Source organism: Streptomyces sp. Z26, from assembly GCF_003665095.1.
Lineage (GTDB): Bacteria > Actinomycetota > Actinomycetes > Streptomycetales > Streptomycetaceae > Streptomyces > Streptomyces phytohabitans.
The window spans coordinates 2,737,598-2,754,449 of the sequence record NZ_RCHV01000002.1; the positions used below are offsets into that span (position 1 = coordinate 2,737,598).

A 16,852-nucleotide genomic window follows, 5' to 3' on the forward strand; every position below is an offset into this window, starting at 1 on the left:
TCTCCGACCAATCCTCCACGTGCACATGCACGTGCAAGCCCACTGAATCACAGTCAGCTGCTCCCCCGGTACACAGGGTCAGCGCTAAATGCCCTCTGTGACTCAAGTCACAACTGTGCGCGCATAAACGACTCCGCTCCGTGGGAGCGCTCCGACCGGCGGGAAGACCGCGCGCGGGCCGTACGACGACCGTAGAGGGTCCGGCGACCTAGGACCGGGCGCACCCGCGCTCGTACCAGCGCCCGATGCGCGTACCGGCACCCGGCGGATAGCTTTCGGGATGTGTCACACGCAGTGCAAGGTCAGGCCGCAGCCGGAGTCCCGCATCCTGGAGGGGTGAGCGAGGACGAGTTCAGAGCTGCCATGGCACGGTTGGTCGCGGGCGTGGTGCTGGTGACGGCACACGACCCGGAGGAGGGACCGAGAGGCGAGGACGTCGGCATGACGGCGACCGCCTTCATGTCGGTCTCCCTGGACCCACCGCTGGTCATGGTCAGCGTCCGGGACGGCTCCCGCATGGACGAACTACTGGAACGGCAGCCCCTCTGGGCCGCCTCGCTCCTCACCGACGGGCAGCGCCAGACGGCGGGCCGGTTCGCGATGAAGGGGCGGCTGAGCGACCGGCTCCTCTTCCAGGAGGTGCCGCACACGCGCGGCGAGCACACCGGGGCGCCGCTGGTGGACGGCGCCCTCGCGGTGGTCGAGTGCGCCACGGAGCAGCGCGTACGGGCCGGGGACCACACGCTGGTCGTCGCGCGCGTCCTGGGCGCCGCCCTGCCGCACCTGCCGGACGCCGAGCCGCTGACGTACTACCGGGGGCGGTACCGCTCGCTGTCCTGAGCGGACCCCGGGCCTCCGGGGGCCGCGGGTTTCCGGGCGCGCGGGCACGGGCCGGGAGCCTCCGGGCGGGCGGGCACGGGCCGTTGTCAGTGGCGGGGTGCACCCTGGGGGCATGGCGAAACCCACGGCTTCCGCGGGCCCCTCGGCGCGCGCGGTGGCGCCCGTACGGCGGCCCGAGCTGGCGCTGCCCGAGCTGCGGCCGCACGACGCGGACGCGCTGCGCCCGGACGGCGACCACGACGGCGCGTCCTTCACCGACCTCGACCTCGACTGCGCGGACGGCGGGGGCAGCACGTTCCTGGAGTGCGCGCTCCGCGGCTGCTCCCTGAACGGCACGAGACTCACCCGCGCCCGGCTGCTCGACTCCGAGCTGACGGGTGTGCGGGGCGTCGGCACGGAGCTGGCGGGCGCGGAGATACGGGACGTGGAGCTGACGGACGCCCGGCTGGGCGGGACCCAGCTGCACGGCGCCCGGCTGACCCGCGTGGTGGTGCGCGGCGGGAAGATCGACTTCCTGAACCTGCGGCAGTCGACGCTGACCGACGTCGCCTTCGAGGGCTGCGTGCTGGTCGAGCCCGACCTCGCGGGCGCCCGGCTGGAGCGGGTCAGCTTCACCGACTGCGCCCTGCGCGGGGTCGACCTCTCCGGCGCCACGCTGCGCGACGTCGACCTGCGCGGCGTCGCGGAGCTGGACATCGCGGCGGGCTTCGACCGGCTGGCCGGGGCGGTCGTCAGCACCGTCCAACTGATGGATCTGGCACCGGCGTTCGCGGCCCAGCTGGGGGTGCGGGTGGAGGACTGACGCGGCGGGCGTACGGGGGCGGGCGTACGGGCCCGCGGGGAGGGCCGAGGCGGGGCGCGCGAGCCACCGCGGGGCGGCGCGCGTACGAACGGCGGCGGGCGCGCGTACGGGAGCCGTACGGCCGCCAGGTGGCGCCTCCCGGGCGCGCGTCGACGGGCGGGCGGGCGAACGGCCCTCGGGGGCACGGGCGTTCAGCGGCCCGTCGCTCCGTCGATCAGCTCCCGGAGGATGTCCGCGTGACCGGCGTGCCGCCCGGTCTCCTCGACCATGTGCGTCAAGGCCCAGCGGACGCTGGGCGCGGACCGCCCCGGCCGGGACCACGGCAGCGGCGCCGCGAGGTCGGCGCAGCCGTCGAGCACGGCGTTCGCCTCCGCGACGGCCGCCCGGTAGCGGGCCACGACGTCCGCCACCCGGTCACCGGGCGCCGCCCGGAACGTCGCCTGCCAGTCCGTCACCCGCTCCCCGAGGAAGGTGGCGCGTTCGACGTGCGTGAGGTGGTGGAGCAGGCCCAGCAGGTTCGTGCCGGACGGCACCCCGGCCGTACGGACCCCCGGTTCGGGCGCGTCCTCGACCTTGGCGGCGACGGAGTCCCGCAGGTGGTCGAGGAAGCCGCGCAGGGTCTCGGCCTCGGTGTTCCCCGTCCGGGGCGGCGGGGTGTCGCGACGGCGGGCGGGACGGGCAGGTCGGTCGGTACGGGCGGTGGCGGCCATGGGGCTCTCCTCGCGGTACGGGTGGGGGCGCGGGTACGGGCAGGGGCGGCACGGTCGGCGGCCGTCCGCCCGTGCGGCGGTCAGTGTGGACGGCTCCCGCCCGCACCGGCACGGAATCTTGCGGTTCCGGCAAGCCACCGCTCTGGCAGGCTGAACCCATGAACGGCGGACAGCACGGCCACGGGCGCCCGGACGGCGACGGCACGGACCGGCACCCGGCGGGCGGGGCGCCGGACGCGGGCACCGACGACGTACTCGACGCGGTGGGCCCCCGGCTGCGCGCCCTGCGCCGCGAGCGCGGCATCACCCTCGCGGACCTGTCGTCGACGACGGGGGTGTCGGAGAGCACCCTGTCCCGGCTGGAGAGCGGGCGGCGCCGCGCCACCCTGGAACTGCTCCTGCCGCTCGCCCGCACCTACGGCGTACCGCTGGACGACCTCGTGGGGGCACCGCGTACGGGCGACCCCCGCATCCATCTGAAGCCCCTCACCCGGCACGGCATGGTCTTCGTCCCGCTGTCCCGACGGCCGGGCGCGACACAGGCGTTCAAGATGATGATCCCGGCCGTGGCCGAGCCACGGGAGCCGACACCGCAGACGCACGAGGGCTTCGAGTGGCTGTACGTCCTGAGCGGCCGCCTGCGGCTGCTGCTCGGGGAACGGGACCTGACGCTGACGGCGGGCGAGGCCGCCGAGTTCGACACGTCCCTGCCGCACTGGCTGGGCAGCGCGGACGGCGGCGCGGTCGAACTGCTCATCCTGTTCGGGCCGCAGGGGGCGCGCGCGCATCTGCGGGCCAGCCCCCGGCGGTCCCCGGCGGCCGGGCGCGAGGCGTGAACCCGAACTCCCGGCGCCGGGCCCGCGACGGCGGGCGCGGGCCGCGTGGCTAGACGCGCGGGAAGCGCGCCTGGAGCTGCCACACCGTGGGGTTGTCCGCCAGCCCCTCGTGCATGTCCGCGAGGTCCTCGATCAGGTCGTGCAGGAAGTCGCGCGCCTCACGCCGCACCGTCGCGTACGGGAAGACGAGCGGCGGATCGTCCACGTACTGCCAGTCCGCGGTGATCTCCACGCGCCCGCCCCGCTCCTCCAGCAGCAGGCAGTCGGTGGTCTCGGTGAAGTCCAGCTCGGCGCGGCGGGCCGGGGCGCTCGTCGGCGTACCGGTGGTGCCGGGTCCCAGCCGGTCGACGACCTCGCACAGCGCCCACCCGAAGTCCAGCACCGGCAACCATCCCCAGGCTGTGGACAGTTCGATCCCCGCCTTGGTGTCCGCGAGGTGGACGTCGCCGCAGAACAGGTCGTGGCGCAGGGTCCGTACGTCCGCCGCGCGGTAGTCCGTCTGCGGCGGGTCCGGGAAGCGGGGGGACAGGGAGTAGCCGATGTCGAGCACGACGCGATGGTGTCACGCGGCACGGCGGGCCGGACCCGGCGGCGTCGACTGCCGCGCGGGCGGGGTGACTTGGGGTGACCGGCTTGCGACGAGGCGTTGTCGCGGACTAGCGTTCCGGGACGGAATCCGCCGCGCGGCCCGGCAGCGGCACCCGCGGCCATGGCGCGTACAGCACGGCCGCTGTACGGTCGACGCATGTCGAAGCACGTCACGATCCGCCTGGACGAGGAGTTCCACGAGCGCCTCAAGGCTCGCGCGGCGGAGCAGGGCACCACGGTCACCGCGCTGATCACCGAAGCGACGAAACGGGAGCTGGACGAGGACAGGGCGAGGTTCCTCGCCGGGGTCGACGAGTTCGCCGAGCATTGGGACTACTTCCAGGAGCGATTCGGACTGTGAAGATCACCATGGAGTGGGCGTGGAGCGCGCTGGCGCAACACCTCCCCTCCGACCCCACCGTCTGGGACCCCTCGGGGGTGGTGGCCGCCGTCGCGCGGCATCAGAACGATCTCGTGCTCGTGGCCGACCAGCCGGAGCCGGACATGGCCTGGCGCGCGGCCGCCTTCCTGCACACGCTGGCGGTCTGCCCGCCGCTGGAATCACCGATGAACGAGTTCTACGCGGCCGCCGCGACCCGCTCGTACCTCCGCGTCGCGGGCGCCAAGGAGCTGCCGGACGCCGAGACCTTCGCCGACCTGGTGGAGGCGGCGAAGCAGGGGCGGGCGGACATCGCGGCCGTCGCGGACGAGCTGCGCACGCGCCTCGGCGACTGACCCCGCCGACCCGCCCACCGCACGGCGGCACCGCACGTCACACCACACCACGACGCGGCACCCCCGTCCCGTACGGCAGGCACCCGTACGGCACCGCGGCGGCGCTCCCGTACGGGGAGACGCCGCCGCGTGACGGCCGAACGTCAGACGTTCACACCGAAGTCCTGCGCGATGCCCGCGAGACCGGCGGCGTAACCCTGGCCGACCGCGCGGAACTTCCACTCCGCGCCGTTGCGGTACAGCTCGCCGAAGACCATGGCGGTCTCCGTGGCGGCGTCCTCGCTCAGGTCGTAGCGGGCGATCTCGGTGCCCCCGGCCTGGTTGACCACGCGGATGTACGCGTTGCGGACCTGGCCGAAGTTCTGACTGCGGGAGTCCGCGTCGTAGATCGAGACCGGGAAGACGATCTTGTCGATCTCGGCGGGCAGACCCTGGAGGTTGACGTTGATCTGCTCGTCGTCGCCCTCGCCCTGACCGGTCGTGTTGTCACCGGAGTGCACGATGGTCTGGTCGGGCGTGGCCTTGTTGTTGAAGAAGATGAAGTGCTGGTCCGAGTAGACCTTGCCCTGCGCGTTGACCGCGATGGCGCTCGCGTCGAGGTCGAAGTCGGTGCCCGTGGTGCTGCGGACGTCCCAGCCGAGGCCGACCGTGACGGCGGTGAGACCGGGCGCCTCCTTCGTGAGTGAGACGTTGCCGCCCTTGGACAGGCTTACAGCCATGGGGATGCCCTTCTCTGTGTGGATTTCAGCGGGTTCGGAATACCTTCACCCTCTCACCCTCCACAACGCAGCCGGGCCCTGGGCGGGTTCCAGGTTTCTTTACGTTCTTTGCCGTCCCGCCGCCCCGGCCCCTCCCCGGTCCGACCCCGCCCCGGAAACCAGGTGACGGCGGGCGCGCGAGGCGGGACCATGGACACATGTCCGGGCCCCACATCATCCGCGGTTCGGTCTCCCTGCCGGAGGCCGAGCTGAGTTGGCGCTTCACGAAGTCGTCGGGACCCGGCGGCCAGCACGTCAACACCACCGACAGCGCCGCCGAGTTGCGCTTCGACCTCGCCCGCACCGAGGCGCTGCCCCCGGTGTGGAAGGACCGCGCGCTGGAACGGCTCGCCGGGCGCCTCACCGGCGGTGTCCTGGTCGTCCGCGCCTCCGAGCACCGCTCGCAGTGGCGCAACCGCGAGACCGCGGCCGTACGGATGGCCGCGCTCCTCGCGGAGGCCACCGCGCCGCCGCCGCGGCAGCGGCGCAAGCGGAAGGTGCCGAGGGGGATCAACGAGCGGCGGCTGCGCGAGAAGAAGCAGCGCGCGGACGTGAAGCGCGGGCGCTCGGGCCGCGACTGGTCCTGACGGCGCCCACGGGCCCGCCGGGCACGCCGTCAGCGGACGGCGTGCCGCCCCCGCCGCCGGGACTTCCGGCCGCCGCCGCCACCGGCGGCGCCCGTCCCCGTACCGGCCGCGCCGCCGGTCCCGGCGTCACCGCCCTCGCCGTCGCCGTCGTCCTTCGCGGACGAACGCCGCGCCCGCAGGTACTCGATGGCGATCGGCAGCACCGAGATCAGCACGATGAGGATCAGGATGCTCTCGATGTGCGCGTGGACGAACTCCACCTTGCCCAGGCTGGCGCCCAGCAGCGTGACACCGGCGCCCCAGAGGGTGGCCCCGACCACGTTGAAGATCACGAACGTGCGGTAGTGCATCTGGCTGACGCCCGCGATGATCGGCGTGAACGTCCGCACGATCGGCACGAAGCGCGCCAGCACCAGGGACTTGGGGCCGTACTTCTCGAAGAACTCGTGCGCCTTCTCGACGTTCTCCTGCTTGAACAGGCGTGAGTCGGGGCGCTTGAAGAGGGACGGGCCGACCTTGCGCCCGAAGAGGTATCCGACCTGGTCGCCGAGGATCGCGGCGATCACCACGAGCAGGCAGACGAGCCAGAGCGGCTGGTGCAGGTACTTGCCGGTGGTCACCAGCAGGCCGGTCGTGAACAGCAGCGAGTCGCCGGGCAGGAAGAAGCCGATCAGCAGCCCCGACTCGGCGAACACGATGGTCAGGATGCCGATCAGCCCGAAGGTCTGGATCAGGTAGTCCGGGTCGAGCCAACTGGGCCCGAGTGCGAGGTCGGTCACCGGGCAGTCTCCTGGTCGGACGGAAGAAGGTGCGGGCCGCCCCGGGCGGCCCGGACGGACGGCGCCGCCCACGAGAGCCGCCTGTCGGATTCGAACCGACGACCTTCTGTTTACAAGACAGATGCTCTAACCAGCTGAGCTAAGGCGGCGTGCACGTGCAGTGTACCCGGCCGCGACGACGCGACGACGGGGAGTTTCCCCCGCTCTCGAGTGCTGACAACCGGACCACCTCCGGGTTAACGTCCACGCAACGTTCCTCGGGAAGAGGAGCGGACCTTTACCACGGATCGTCCGGCACGTACCTGCCGGTGAAGGAGACAACAGCATGGCCACGGTCACGTACGACTCGGCGTCCCGGATCTACCCGGGCGGCACCAAGGCAGCCGTCGACAAGCTCAACATCGACATCGCGGACGGTGAGTTCCTCGTCCTCGTCGGTCCCTCCGGCTGCGGCAAGTCGACGTCCCTGCGGATGCTCGCGGGTCTGGAGGACGTCGACGGCGGCGCCATCCGGATCGGTGACCGCGACGTCACCCACCTCCCGCCGAAGGACCGGGACATCGCCATGGTGTTCCAGAACTACGCGCTCTACCCGCACATGACGGTCGCGGACAACATGGGCTTCGCGCTCAAGATCGCCGGCGTCAACAAGGCCGACATCCGCAAGAAGGTCGAGGACGCGGCGAAGATCCTGGACCTCACGGAGTACCTGGACCGCAAGCCGAAGGCCCTCTCCGGCGGTCAGCGCCAGCGTGTGGCGATGGGCCGCGCGATCGTCCGTGAGCCGCAGGTCTTCCTCATGGACGAGCCGCTGTCGAACCTCGACGCGAAGCTCCGCGTGCAGACCCGTACGCAGATCGCCAGCCTCCAGCGCCGTCTCGGCATCACCACCGTCTACGTGACCCACGACCAGGTCGAGGCCATGACGATGGGCGACCGCGTGGCCGTGCTGAAGGACGGCCTGCTCCAGCAGGTCGACTCCCCGCGGAACATGTACGACAAGCCCAAGAACCTCTTCGTCGCGGGCTTCATCGGCTCCCCCGCCATGAACCTGGTCGAGGTCCCGATCACCGACGGCGGCGTGAAGTTCGGCAACAGCGTCGTGCAGGTCGAGCGCGAGGCCCTGACGGCCGCGGGCAACAAGGGCGACAAGACGGTCACCGTCGGCTGCCGCCCGGAGCACTTCGACATCGTCGGCGGCGGGGACAAGTCCCTGTCGAAGGACGGCCCGGCCGGCCTCGCGGTGACGGTGAACGTCGTCGAGGAACTGGGCGCCGACGCGTACGTCTTCGGCTCCGCCGACCTCGGTGGCTCGCACGAGGACCTGGTCATCCGGGTCAACGGCCGCGACGTGCCGGAGAAGGGCTCCGTGCTCCACGTCGTCCCGCGCGCGGGCGAGACGCACGTCTTCTCCACCTCGACCGGCGAGCGTCTCAGCGACTGAGTCTCCCGCCCCACGGGGCAAGCGACTTGGGGCCGTATCTCCCGAACGAACCGGGAGGTACGGCCCCGTTTCGGTCCCGGACGTCAACACGCGACTCGAACGGCGAAAGTTCTTGTCGCTCAACATGGTGACCAAATGTCGCCAAATCCTCACTGTTCGCTACCATCGCCCGCGTGAACCACGTAGCCCGCCGTATCGGCCGATCCCTCGCCCTCGTCCTCCCGGTCGTCCTGGTCCTGTCCGGGACGCTCGCGGTCGCCCGCGTCCCGTGGGCCGCCGCACCCTCCGACTCCCAGGCGCTGAGCGCGTCCGCGGACGGCGCCTCCTCGCGGCAGAGCGAGGCGCGCACGCCGCAGGACGTCCTGCGCGACCGTCTCGTCGCCCAACTCCAGCAGGAGGACCCGGGCGTCGCGCTCACCGGCCTCCAGCGGGAGGTGGACCGCAAGCCGTCGCTCGCCCGCCACTGCAAGGCCATCGCCAAGGCACTGGGCCGCGCGGCGGTCGAGAAGTACGGCACCGCGCAGCGCGCGCAGGCGTTCTCCCGCCCGGTGTGCGACACGGCGTTCGCCACCGGCGTCGCGCAGCTGCGCTGACGTACGGGCCGGACGGGACGTACGGCCGGACGCGGGGCCGCGGCGCGCGCCGCCCGGCCCGCGTGCGGGTGCGCGCGCGGCGTGCGCGGCGTGCGCGGCCCGCGTACGGGCGCCGGGCGTACGGGAGTCGGCCGTGCGCGCCGCCCACCACCGCCGCCCGCCCTCACCGACCGCCGCCGCCACCCGCCGCCGTGCCCCGGCCCCGCGCGGGCGGGGCCACCGGCCGCCGGGTGCCGGGGCCATAGGGTGCGGAGGCATGACCCGTGACCCGCACGACGCGACGTACCCCAGCCAAGCCGTGGTCCTGGCCGGAGGCCAGGGGACCCGGCTGCGGCCCTACACCGACGACCGTCCCAAGCCGATGGTCGAGATCCCCGGCACCGGCGTGCCGATCATCGGCCACCAACTGGCCTGGCTCGCCGCCGAGGGCGTCACGGACGCCGTGGTCTCGTGCGGGCACCTCGCCGAGGTGCTGGAGGAGTGGCTCGCCGCCACCGAACTGCCGTTGCGCGTCAGCACGGTGATCGAGAAGGAGCCGCTGGGCCGGGGCGGCGGCCTGAAGTACGCCGCCGCGTCGCTGCCGCGCCCCGACGAGCCGTGGTACGCCACCAACGGCGACATCTGGACCCGTTTCCCGCTGCGCGAGTTCGCCGCCTTCCACGCCGAACGGGACGCCACCGCCACCCTCGCGCTCGCCCGGCCGCGCATCCCGTGGGGCGCCGTGGAGACCGACGAGTTCGGGCACGTGCTGGACTTCATCGAGTCGCCGCCGTCGCCGTACCTGATCAACGCGGGCGTGTACGTCTTCTCCGCCGCCTTCGCCGGGCTGCTGCCGGACCGCGGCGACCACGAGCGCACCACCTTCCCGCGGCTGGCGCGGGAGCGCAGGCTGGCGGGGTTCCCGCTGCCGCAGGGCGCGTACTGGCGCGCGATCGACACCGCGAAGGATCTGACGGAGGCGGCGAAGGAGCTGGCGCGCACGGGGCCTTCGGGCGCCTGAGCCGTCTCCGCACGCCGTACGTCCGCCACCCGCGCTCCGCTCACACGCCGCCCGTCCGGCTGGAGCGGGTCGCCAACGGGCGTGCGCCCCGCCCCCGTTGACGCGAAAGGGCGGGGCGGCCCCTGACCGCCCCGCCCGTCTCTTCGCCTCGGCCGCGTCCCCGCGGCGTCCCCGCCGGAACGCCGCCGCCCGCCGCCTCGGCCGCCCGGGGTCAGCCGCCCCCGAGGAGCCCGCCGAGCGCGCCGCGCCCGCCGCCGCTGCCACCGCCCGCGTCGCCGCCGCCACCGGCGCCGTCACCGCCGCCCGTGGAGCCGCCGGACGTACCGCCGGGCGTGGTGCTGTCGTTCGTGCCGCTGCGCCCGTTGGGCACCTGCGACCCGCCGGAGCCGCCCGTGCTCCCCGTCGTGCCCGACGTCGGCTGGGTCGCCGCCGGGGGCTGCTCCTGCGGCGCCGCCGTGGACTGCTGCGGCTCCTGCACGGTCTGCCGCTGGCCGGGGGACGACGGGTCGCCGCGCCGCTGTCCGGCCGCGCCGGAGGTGGACGCCGACGGGTTCGGCGAACGGCGCGTGTCGGGAGCGCGCGAGCCGGGCGCGCGGTCGTCCCGCGCCGTGCGCTGTCCGGGCTCGCCGGGCAGCGGCGAACCGGGCAGGTGGTTCGACGGGGGCTCGCCCGGCTCGGGCACGGTGACGGTCTGCGAGGACCGTACGGCGCCGCCGAGGAGCGCGCCGAGCAGCAGCGCCGCCCCGGCCACGAACGTCGCCAGGACCGTGCCGCGCCGCAGCACGCGCCGCCGCAGGTCCAGCACCTCGACGCGGGGGCCGAGCGTCCGCCACGCCTCACCGGCGAGACGGGCGTCCATCGAGTAGACGGGGGCGCCCGCGATGATCAACGGGCTCCAGGCGGCGAGGTAGACGATGTCCGGCATGTCGTAGGCGGGCACCGTGCGCCAGCTGACGGTGACGATCAGGGCGGCGGAGATCAGCACGCCGAACCCGGCGGCGAGGCGCTGCCAGAGGCCGCAGATCGTCAGGACGCCGACGATCACCTGGAGGAACGCGACCGTGAGCCCGGAACCGACCGGGTGCGCCAGCGCGAAGTCGTGCAGCGGCGTCGCGATCGTCCACGGCTCCAGCGAGTTGAGCCAGGTCACCATGGAGCCGCGGGCGCCGCCGTCGAAGTAGACGGGGTCGCAGAGCTTGCCCATCCCGGCGTAGATGGAGATGAAGCCGAGGAAGATCCGCAGGGGCAGCAGCACCACCCCGAGGTTCATCCGCCGCCCCGGGTAGTACGCGTGCTTCACCGCGTCGTTGCGGCGCTGCCCGCCCGCGGACCTGCCGGAGTCCGCGCGCGTACGGTCGCCGCGCGGGGCGTCGTCCCCGTACGGGTCGCCGTACGCGCCGCCCGCGTGCGGGCCGTCGTCGTACGCGCCGCGCACCGGCCGCACCCCGACGAGCATCGGCTGCCCGGTGGTCTCCGGGGGGCGCGGGTCGCGCGGGCCGACGACCAACGGGGCCGTCCGCGCGGCCCGTTCGGCGTCCGGGTCCTCGATGCGGGGCAGCGTCTGCGTGGAGGCGTCGGCGGGCTCGGGGGCGTGTTCCCGTACGGCCGTGCCGACGCGTCCGGCCGGGGTGCCGAGGGTGTCGGCCCCGGCGGCGGACGGCCGTACGGCGGCCTGGAGCAGCCGTGTCGCCCCGGTGTCCTCCGGGTTGGTGTGCCCGCTCCACACGACGGGCGCGCGCCGCCGCGCGCCCGCGCGCGCGCCGGTGGCGCCCGCACCCGCTCTGCCCGCGGACGCCGGAGCCGCCACCGGCACGCCGGCGGCGGAGGCGCGGCGGCGGGCGGCGGCGTCGAGCGCGTCGTTCCGGGGCACGGGGGCGGCCAGCCGCACCCGGAAGCTCGCGTGGTTCACGATGACCTGCGCGGGGTCGGACGGGACCTTGACCGTGCTCAGTACGGTGTCGTCCTCGGTGAAGCCGCGCGTCGCGCCCCCGGCGGAACCCGAGGGGGTGGGTGTGCGGGGTGTTCTGGTGTCCACACTCATCTAACCGAGTGATGGACGTTTAAGACACTGCCTTGACCGCCCCAACTGTCGGGGGCCCGTCAAGGCTCCCGCCCGGCTCCGCCCCAACGACCGCGGCCGGGAAGCCCGTTCGGCCGCGCGGCGGTTCCCGACGCGGACCGGAAACGGACCGACACGTTCCGGAGCCCGTCGCGCACCCCGACCGGGCACCACTTCCCGGCCCGCCGCGCGATCCCGGCACCGGCACCGGTACGTACGGCGACGGCCCGGGCCCGCCCCCGTACGGCCGCGGGCCTCAGCCCCGCAGCCGCGCCGCCTCGTACAGCACGACGCCCGCCGCGACACCCGCGTTCAACGACTCCGAACCGCCCGGCATCGAAATGCGCACCCGCAGGTCGCACGTCTCGCCCACCAGCCGCGACAGGCCCTTGCCCTCCGAGCCGACGACCACCACGACCGGCCCCTCCAGCGCCTCCAGGTCGTGCAGCGTCGCGTCGCCGTCCGCCGCCAGGCCGACGACCTGGAGCCCCGCCTTCTGGTACGACTCCAGCGCCCGCGTCAGGTTCGAGGCGCGCGCCACGGGCGTACGGGCCGCCGCGCCCGCCGAGGTCTTCCACGCGCCGGCCGTCATGCCCGCCGCGCGACGCTCGGGGATGACCACGCCGTGGCCGCCGAAGGCCGCCACGGAACGGATCACCGCGCCGAGGTTGCGCGGGTCGGTCACGCCGTCGAGGGCGACGATCAGCGGCTCCTCGCCGTCGTCGTAGGCCGCGGCGGGCAGGTCGTCCGGGTGCGCGTACTCGTACGGCGGGATCTGGAGCACCACGCCCTGGTGGTTCAGCCCGTTCGTCATCCGGTCCAGCTCGGGGCGCGGCGCCTCCATCAGGTGGATGCCGCCGCGCTCCGTCGCGTAGCGCACGGCGTCGCGCACCCGCTCGTCGTTGTCGATGAACTGCTGCACGTAGAGCGTGCTCGCCGGAACGCCCTCGCGCAGGGCCTCCATCACCGAGTTCCGCCCGACGACCATCTCCGACGGGGACTTGCCGCCGTGCCTGCCCTGCGTACGGCCGCCACCGCCGCCGCCCTGCGCGCGGCGCGCCTTGGCCTGCGCCGCGCGCTGCTTGGCGTGGCCCTTGCGCATCTCGGCGGGCGGCGTCGGGCCGCGGCCCTCCAGCCCGCGACGGCGCTGGCCGCCGCTGCCGACCTGCGCGCCCTTCTTGTTGGACGTGCGCCGGTTGCGGCGCTGGCTGTTCCCGGCCATGAGGCCACCCACTTCTCTGCTTGCTGCTGCTTCTGCCGTCGCGGACGCCGTACGGCACGTACGGTCCGTGCGCCCCGCGGCGCCCGTACGACCGCGCCCGCCGACGGCCGTGTCCGGCGGTCCCGAGCGGTGGCTGCGATGTGTTGTGACGTACAAGCCTAAAGGCGGACCGCACCGGCCCGCCCACCCGGCGGTCCGGGCGTACGGGCCGGGGGGCGGCCCGGTGGCTACGCGCCGCCGTCCAGCTCCCAACGCGGACCCGCCGGGGTGTCCTCGATGACCAGGCCGGAACGCTGCAACCGGTCCCGGATCGCGTCCGCCGCCGCGTAGTCCTTCCGCTCCCGCGCCGCCTGCCGCTGCTCCAGCACCAGCGACACCAGCGAGTCGACGACGCCGTGCAGCGCGTCACCACGCCCGCCCGCGCCACCGCCGTCGGCCGACCAGCGCGCGTCCAGCGGGTCGAGGCCCAACACGCCGAGCATCGCGCGCAGTTCGGCGCCGCGGGCGACGGCGGTGTCCTTGTCGTCGGCGGTGAGCGCCGAGTTGCCCTGCCGTACGGTCGTGTGCACGACGGCGAGCGCCTGCGGCACGCCCAGGTCGTCGTCCATCGCCTCCGCGAACGCGGTCGGCACCTCGGCCGCGGGCGCGACCTCCCCGGCCAGCTCCACGACGCGCTGGAGGAAGCCCTCGATGCGGGCGAACGCCGTCTCGGCCTCGCGCAGCGACTCCTCGCCGTACTCGATGGTGGAGCGGTAGTGCGGGGTGCCCAGGTAGTAGCGCAGCACGATCGGGCGCCACTGCTTGACCATCTCGGCCACCAGCACCGAGTTGCCGAGCGACTTGCTCATCTTCTCGCCGCTCATGGTGACCCAGGCGTTGTGCGCCCAGTACCGCGCGAACTCGTCGCCGTACGCGCGGGACTGCGCGATCTCGTTCTCGTGGTGCGGGAAGACCAGGTCGACGCCGCCGCCGTGGATGTCGAAGGCGCCGCCGAGGTACTTGTGCGCCATCGCGGAGCACTCCAGGTGCCAGCCGGGACGGCCGGGGCCCCACGGCGTCTCCCAGCTGGGCTCGCCGGGCCGCGCCGCCTTCCACATCGCGAAGTCGCGCGGGTCGCGCTTGCCGGTCTCGCCCTCGCCCTCGGGCTGGCGGAGGTTGTCCAGCTCCTGGTTGGAGAGGGCGAGGTAGTCCTCGTACGACCGGACGGCGAAGTAGACGTTGCCCTCGGCGGCGTACGCGTGGCCGCGCTCGATGAGGACCCGCATCATCTCGATCATCTCGGGGATGTGGCCGGTGGCCCGCGGCTCGTTGGTCGGCGGCAGGCAACCCAGCGCGTCGTACGCGGAGTTGAACGCCCGCTCGTTCGCGTACCCGATGGCCCACCAGGGGCGGCCCAGGTCCGCCGACTTGGCGATGATCTTGTCGTCGATGTCCGTGACGTTCCGTACGAAGGTCACGTCGAAGCCGCGGTACGTGAGCCAGCGGCGCATGATGTCGAAGTTCAGCCCCGACCGTACGTGGCCGATGTGCGGGGGCGCCTGGACCGTGGCGCCGCAGAGGTAGATCGAGACGCAGCCCGGGACGAGCGGGACGAAGTCACGGATCTGCCGGGCGCTGGTGTCGTACAGGCGAAGAGTCACGCGTCAAGGGTAGTGGGCGCGGGGCGCCCCCGCGCCCCTCGCCCACCGCGCTTTCCCGGGGCCCGCCCCCGCCGTCCGCCGTACGGCGCGCGGGACTTCGGCGGGACCCCCGGTGTCGCGTCAGAGGCGACCGGCCACCTTGCGCGGCGTGATCCGCACGACGACGCGCTCGGCGTCCTGCCCGGAGTCCGGGTTGAACTCGCCGTAGCTCTTGCCCACGTACTTCCGCGCCAGCTCGTCGATCAGCTCCTGACCGCCGTCCGTCGTCATGGTGACGGTGCCGCGGATCTCCGCGTACGTGTACGGGTTGTCCGCGGGCTGCACCACGACCGTGGCACGCGGGTCGCGGCGGAGGTTGAGCGTCTTGCGGCGGTCGACGGTGGTCGAGATCAGCACGTCGTCGCCGTCCCGCTTCACCCACACCGGGGACGCCTGAGGGCTGCCGTCGGGCTGGATGGTGACGAGGGTGACGAACACCGTGTCGTCGAGGGTCTTCTTCAGGTTGTCGGAGAGCGTGGCTGACACGTGGGGTCCTCTCGTGGTTCTCGGACGGGCGGACGCTGCGAGTACCGCGATTATGCGAACGTCACGCGCGCACGCTGTGTTCCCACGCGGTGACACGGCCGTACGCCCGCCCCGCGTGACCCGTACCGACCCGACGCGCGCCCCGCTACGCGCGGACGAGCAGCGCCGTCGCGACGGCCGCGAGCCCCTCCGCCCGGCCGGTGAGCCCCAGCCCGTCCGTGGTCGTACCGGACACGGAGACCGGGGCGCCCACCGCCGCCGACAGCACGCGCTGCGCCTCCGCGCGGCGCCGCCCGATCTTCGGCCGTACGCCGATGACCTGGATCGCGACGTTCCCGACGTGGAAGCCCTCGACCCGTACGATCCGCGCCGCCTCCGCGAGGAGCGTCGGCCCGGAGGCACCGGCCCACTCGGGGCGGCCGGTGCCGAAGTGGGCACCGAGGTCGCCCACGGCGGCGGCGGAGAACAGCGCGTCGCAGGCGGCGTGGGCGGCGACGTCGCCGTCCGAGTGCCCGGCGAGCCCGTACTCCTCGCCCTCCCACAGAAGCCCGGCGCACCACAGCGGGCGACCGCGCTCGAAGGCGTGCACGTCCGTGCCGACGCCGACGAGCGGCAGGCCGGGGAGCGCCGCCGCCGTCGCTCCGGGGGGTGTCGGTTCAGAAGCCATCGGTGATCCTCCGGCGGGCGAGCACGGCCTCGGCCAGCACCAGGTCCAGGGGCCGGGTCACCTTGAACGCCTCCTCGTGCCCCGGTACGACCACCACCGGCACCCCGAGCCGTTCGACCATCCCCGCGTCGTCGGTGGCGCCCTCGCCCTCGCGGGCGATCTGCTCGTGCGCGGCGGCCAGCGTCCCGCGCGCGAAGCCCTGCGGGGTCTGGACGGCGCGCAGCAGCGACCGGTCCGGCGTGCCGACGACCGGTTCGGGCCCGCCGGTCTCCGCGGCGGCCGCGACCTGCTTGACGGTGTCCGCGACGGGCAGCGCCGGTACGACGGCGGGCGCCCCGTCCCGTACGGCCGCGGCGACCGCGTCCACGGTCTCGACCGGTACGAGGGGGCGGGCCGCGTCGTGCACCAGGACGGTGCCGATGTCGTCGGGGAGGGCGGCGAGGCCGAGCCGTACGGAGTCCTGCCGCGTGTCGCCGCCGGGCACCACCACGACCTCGACGCCGTCGAGGGTCTCGGGCAGCAGCCAGCCGCTCAGCAGGGTGCGGACCTCGGTGGCCCCGTCGGGGGGCGCGACCACGACGACGAGGGACACGGCACGGGCGCGGGCCATGGCGCGCACGGCGTGCACCAGCATGGGCGTCCCGTTCAGCGCGCGGAGCGCCTTGGGGGCGCCGGGGCCGAGCCGTACGCCCCGGCCTGCTGCCGGAATCACCGCTGCGGTACGGGAGTTGAGCGGCTCAGATGACATTGGTTGCACGTTCAGGTTTGTTTCCTCGACCGTGATGGGTATGGCCACAGCGTGTCGGGCACGACGCCTCGATCGGACCCTTCCGTGACGGCCGGTCGAGCCAGCAGTCCGGGTCCGGCACGCCAGCAGGACACGGAGCGCACCTTACCCAGGCGCCCGTGGCGTCCCGCCCGCAGGGACGTGAAGTCCATAGCGAAGCAGGCCCCCCGGCAGCAGGACCCCGCGGCGCGTCCGCCGGGGCCCGGCGCCTTCCTGAGCACCCACATCCCGTACCCGCACCCATGAGCCGACGGCGACCCGCCGACCCCGGCCGACCACC

Annotated in this window: 19 protein-coding genes and 1 tRNA gene; 9 read left to right on the top strand and 11 right to left on the bottom strand. The window is 73.9% G+C overall.

All coding sequences use genetic code 11. The features are described 5' to 3' along the window. The first annotated feature begins 282 nt into the window (after window positions 1–282). Both D7M15_RS12045 and D7M15_RS12050 read left to right on the top strand, forming a co-directional pair. Window positions 283–840: a flavin reductase family protein gene (locus D7M15_RS12045; RefSeq protein ID WP_240649269.1), complete on the top strand. Its 558-nt coding sequence runs from the start codon at window positions 283–285 to the stop codon at window positions 838–840. Between the two features lie 112 nt (window positions 841–952). Continuing rightward, window positions 953–1,642 carry a pentapeptide repeat-containing protein gene (locus tag D7M15_RS12050; RefSeq protein WP_121517515.1) on the top strand — a complete coding sequence of 230 codons (690 nt, stop codon included), beginning with the start codon at window positions 953–955 and terminating at the stop codon, window positions 1,640–1,642. Between the two features lie 191 nt (window positions 1,643–1,833). On the opposite strand, the gene D7M15_RS12055 is transcribed toward D7M15_RS12050, so the two are convergent. Then, window positions 1,834–2,352, bottom strand: coding sequence for a DinB family protein (locus D7M15_RS12055; protein WP_121517516.1), 519 nt, complete (start codon window positions 2,350–2,352; stop codon window positions 1,834–1,836). A 158-nt stretch (window positions 2,353–2,510) separates the two neighbouring features. Here D7M15_RS12055 and D7M15_RS12060 point away from each other — a divergent pair, with 158 nt between their 5' ends. Further along, window positions 2,511–3,188, top strand: a complete 678-nt coding sequence (locus D7M15_RS12060) for a helix-turn-helix transcriptional regulator (protein WP_121517517.1) — start codon at window positions 2,511–2,513, stop codon at window positions 3,186–3,188. 49 nt (window positions 3,189–3,237) lie between these two features. On the opposite strand, the gene D7M15_RS12065 is transcribed toward D7M15_RS12060, so the two are convergent. After that, complete coding sequence (locus D7M15_RS12065; protein ID WP_121517518.1) at window positions 3,238–3,738, bottom strand: hypothetical protein; 501 nt, start codon at window positions 3,736–3,738, stop codon at window positions 3,238–3,240. Between the two features lie 195 nt (window positions 3,739–3,933). Between D7M15_RS12065 and D7M15_RS12070 the strand changes: the two genes are divergently transcribed. After that, window positions 3,934–4,137: a plasmid partition protein ParG gene (locus tag D7M15_RS12070; protein ID WP_121517519.1), complete on the top strand. Its 204-nt coding sequence runs from the start codon at window positions 3,934–3,936 to the stop codon at window positions 4,135–4,137. Further along, the gene (locus D7M15_RS12075; protein WP_240649270.1) at window positions 4,134–4,511 is read left to right on the top strand and encodes a hypothetical protein; all 378 of its coding nucleotides are present in this window, start codon (window positions 4,134–4,136) and stop codon (window positions 4,509–4,511) included. Before D7M15_RS12070 ends, D7M15_RS12075 begins: the two co-directional genes overlap by 4 nt. Window positions 4,512–4,654: 143 nt before the next feature. On the opposite strand, the gene D7M15_RS12080 is transcribed toward D7M15_RS12075, so the two are convergent. Next, window positions 4,655–5,230: a TerD family protein gene (locus D7M15_RS12080; RefSeq protein ID WP_121517520.1), complete on the bottom strand. Its 576-nt coding sequence runs from the start codon at window positions 5,228–5,230 to the stop codon at window positions 4,655–4,657. Window positions 5,231–5,427: 197 nt separating this feature from the next. On the opposite strand from D7M15_RS12080, the gene arfB reads away from it, so the two are divergent. Continuing rightward, window positions 5,428–5,856: an alternative ribosome rescue aminoacyl-tRNA hydrolase ArfB gene (arfB, locus tag D7M15_RS12085; RefSeq protein WP_121517521.1), complete on the top strand. Its 429-nt coding sequence runs from the start codon at window positions 5,428–5,430 to the stop codon at window positions 5,854–5,856. A 29-nt stretch (window positions 5,857–5,885) separates the two neighbouring features. On the opposite strand, the gene D7M15_RS12090 is transcribed toward arfB, so the two are convergent. Beyond that, window positions 5,886–6,635 (bottom strand): VTT domain-containing protein, encoded by a 750-nt coding sequence (locus tag D7M15_RS12090; RefSeq protein ID WP_121517522.1) that lies wholly within the window; start codon window positions 6,633–6,635, stop codon window positions 5,886–5,888. Window positions 6,636–6,710: 75 nt separating this feature from the next. Next, window positions 6,711–6,784: transfer RNA gene (locus D7M15_RS12095), tRNA-Thr, on the bottom strand. Window positions 6,785–6,960: 176 nt separating this feature from the next. On the opposite strand from D7M15_RS12095, the gene ugpC reads away from it, so the two are divergent. From ugpC to D7M15_RS12110, 3 genes are all read left to right on the top strand, one after another. Then, window positions 6,961–8,079, top strand: a complete 1,119-nt coding sequence (gene ugpC, locus D7M15_RS12100; protein WP_121517523.1) for a sn-glycerol-3-phosphate ABC transporter ATP-binding protein UgpC — start codon at window positions 6,961–6,963, stop codon at window positions 8,077–8,079. A 173-nt stretch (window positions 8,080–8,252) separates the two neighbouring features. Next, window positions 8,253–8,672 carry a hypothetical protein gene (locus D7M15_RS12105; protein ID WP_121517524.1) on the top strand — a complete coding sequence of 140 codons (420 nt, stop codon included), beginning with the start codon at window positions 8,253–8,255 and terminating at the stop codon, window positions 8,670–8,672. A gap of 256 nt (window positions 8,673–8,928) precedes the next feature. Continuing rightward, window positions 8,929–9,672, top strand: coding sequence for a nucleotidyltransferase family protein (locus D7M15_RS12110; RefSeq protein WP_121517525.1), 744 nt, complete (start codon window positions 8,929–8,931; stop codon window positions 9,670–9,672). 211 nt (window positions 9,673–9,883) lie between these two features. Here the strand turns inward: D7M15_RS12110 and D7M15_RS12115 are convergent, their stop codons facing one another. The 6 genes from D7M15_RS12115 to ispD all read right to left on the bottom strand — a co-directional run bounded on the left by D7M15_RS12115 (window position 9,884) and on the right by ispD (window position 16,533). Then, on the bottom strand, window positions 9,884–11,713 hold the full coding sequence (locus tag D7M15_RS12115; RefSeq protein WP_121517526.1) for a DoxX family protein: 1,830 nt from the start codon (window positions 11,711–11,713) through the stop codon (window positions 9,884–9,886). A gap of 274 nt (window positions 11,714–11,987) precedes the next feature. Beyond that, the gene (gene rlmB / locus D7M15_RS12120) at window positions 11,988–12,953 is read right to left on the bottom strand and encodes a 23S rRNA (guanosine(2251)-2'-O)-methyltransferase RlmB (protein WP_121517527.1); all 966 of its coding nucleotides are present in this window, start codon (window positions 12,951–12,953) and stop codon (window positions 11,988–11,990) included. 227 nt (window positions 12,954–13,180) lie between these two features. After that, window positions 13,181–14,593: a cysteine--tRNA ligase gene (cysS, locus tag D7M15_RS12125; RefSeq protein WP_121517528.1), complete on the bottom strand. Its 1,413-nt coding sequence runs from the start codon at window positions 14,591–14,593 to the stop codon at window positions 13,181–13,183. 120 nt (window positions 14,594–14,713) lie between these two features. Beyond that, window positions 14,714–15,118 carry a PPOX class F420-dependent oxidoreductase gene (locus D7M15_RS12130; RefSeq protein ID WP_121517529.1) on the bottom strand — a complete coding sequence of 135 codons (405 nt, stop codon included), beginning with the start codon at window positions 15,116–15,118 and terminating at the stop codon, window positions 14,714–14,716. A 145-nt stretch (window positions 15,119–15,263) separates the two neighbouring features. Further along, window positions 15,264–15,785 carry a 2-C-methyl-D-erythritol 2,4-cyclodiphosphate synthase gene (gene ispF, locus D7M15_RS12135; protein ID WP_121517530.1) on the bottom strand — a complete coding sequence of 174 codons (522 nt, stop codon included), beginning with the start codon at window positions 15,783–15,785 and terminating at the stop codon, window positions 15,264–15,266. Continuing rightward, on the bottom strand, window positions 15,775–16,533 hold the full coding sequence (ispD, locus tag D7M15_RS12140; RefSeq protein WP_121517531.1) for a 2-C-methyl-D-erythritol 4-phosphate cytidylyltransferase: 759 nt from the start codon (window positions 16,531–16,533) through the stop codon (window positions 15,775–15,777). Before ispD ends, ispF begins: the two co-directional genes overlap by 11 nt. Between the last annotated feature and the right edge of the window lie 319 nt (window positions 16,534–16,852).